This window comes from Vibrio sp. (assembly GCF_984391705.1).
The window spans coordinates 1-1,862 of sequence record NZ_CFHWOM010000096.1 but is presented as its reverse complement, the minus strand read 5'-3'; the positions used below and the strand labels follow the sequence as shown (position 1 = coordinate 1,862).

Annotated in this window: 2 protein-coding genes; both read right to left on the bottom strand. The window is 45.6% G+C overall.

From position 1 onward, the window contains the following. Nucleotides 1-772: macro domain-containing protein (locus AC4MRV_RS21055; RefSeq protein ID WP_491189248.1), on the bottom strand; the 772-nt coding region annotated here is incomplete at its 3' end. Between the two features lie 163 nt (nucleotides 773-935). After that, nucleotides 936-1,862 (bottom strand): NAD(P)H-dependent oxidoreductase (locus tag AC4MRV_RS21050; RefSeq protein WP_491189247.1); only part of this gene is annotated, 927 nt, incomplete at its 5' end.

The window sequence follows — 1,862 nt, the reverse complement described above, 5'->3', positions numbered from 1 at the left end:
TAACCGTGTTGATGGCAATTTCTGCAGCTTCCTCTTTTGGGAAGCCAAATACGCCAGTAGAAATCGCACAGAACGCTACTGACTCAATCTCACCATGCTCTAAAGTAAGATCTAAACAACTGTTATAGCAATCAGCCAAAGCCTGTCGGTCACTATTGGTCAATGGAGCACCTCGATGGATGATGGGGCCTACAGTGTGCAAAACATAACGGCTTGGTAGGTTGTAACCACGAGTGAGCTTGGCTGCGCCCGTTGTTTCATCCTCACCCTGGAGTTGAATGATGGTATGACAATCTTCACGAAGTCTTGGACCCGAAGCGGTGTGGATGGCATTGTCAATACACGCATGAAACGGCTGAAAACACCCTTGCATCTGTGAGTTAGCGGCATTGACGATGGCATCGGCTTGCAAGGTTGTGATATCGCCCTGCCATGTGATTAGTTTGGTCCCGCAACTGTGGTGCTTATTTACAGGTAAGTCAGATACGTTGACACTTGGCTTAGCACTGTTTGTCTGAATACACCAATGATCAATCGCTCTAAAAAGAGACTCGTTATGGTAACCGGCAGGGCGTAGTGTAAGCATGGCTTTTACCCACTCTTCTTTCTGATCAACAGAAACGATTGGGGCTGGGTGAGCTTTTACGTAAGCCGCCAAAGCTTGGTCATTAGACAGCTGCTCAATGACCTGATCAAGCTTGATGGTTTCTTTATATTCTGGTGACCAAAGCTCAAAGAGATTGATCTGCTTGGAGTAATGTTTTAAGTGCATATCACATCCACAGTATTGATTGCTTGGGTTCTATTCTAACTCTGCACTTTTAACCTAGTAGTGGGTAATGAGTTGAATCTATTTAAACCAAAACGATTAAAAAAGTGTTCGAAAGGGTGGGGGAGTGAAAGCCGCGCAATTAAACAGCGCGGCTTCAGCGCCATTAGATCGTTTTTGAGAGGCGCTCTGTAATGATGACTTTATGATCCACTGTCAAATCGATGGACCACTCTTCGCTGGTGGTTGTGTCAATCGCTTGGCCGTCAATCGTTTGAGCCTTGATATTGATCGTCATGAATACTTTAAAGGCGGATTTGTCACCTTTGGTCATGTTAAACGATTGAACTGTATGCTTGATCGTACCAGGTTTTAGTGTCGCTCTAAGCCCCTCAATCCACTCGACAAACCCCTCATGTGCTTTGTATGTTTTGCCATCAAAATCGAAATGTGTCGTTAGGGTGAAGTGAGCCGTGAAGTGGCCGTTTTCTTCGAGGTCATCCGAAGCAGGAAACCAATCGTTGATTAGAAAATCTTTAATGTGTTCTTCTTCTGAAAATTCCGTGATCGCTTTGATCTCGTTAATCAGCTCATCTGCGTGTTGTTTGGCCCTCGCTTTTACCGACTTTTCACTGTGGTAGATGCCTGGTACATACGCCATATCGTGGCTACGAACCGCGCGGTGCCAGATCATTCGCGCTTTCAATGCGGTTTCTTCGAATGGCGATAACAAGGTATCGATATAGAAATGGTTTGCTCCACCTGGTTTGTAGAATGAGTCACCACCACCTGCCGTGGTTGAAACAATAAGGTGCTTACCTACAAGAGCGTTGCCATTCGGGCCATACGCCCAGCCAAACTCAAGGACTTCATCTAAGTAGTGTTTCAAAATAGCAGGTGAACTGTACCACCACCAAGGGAACTGAAAGACAATAACGTCCGATTCTTCAAGGGCTTTTTGCTCCGCTTGTACATCAATCTGAAAGTCGGGATACAGAGAGGCGATATCACGCACCTCGACTTCGGGCATTTGTCGATCAATTTGGCGAATGATCTCTTTATTTGCATAAGAACTGCTCATTCGTGGATGAGC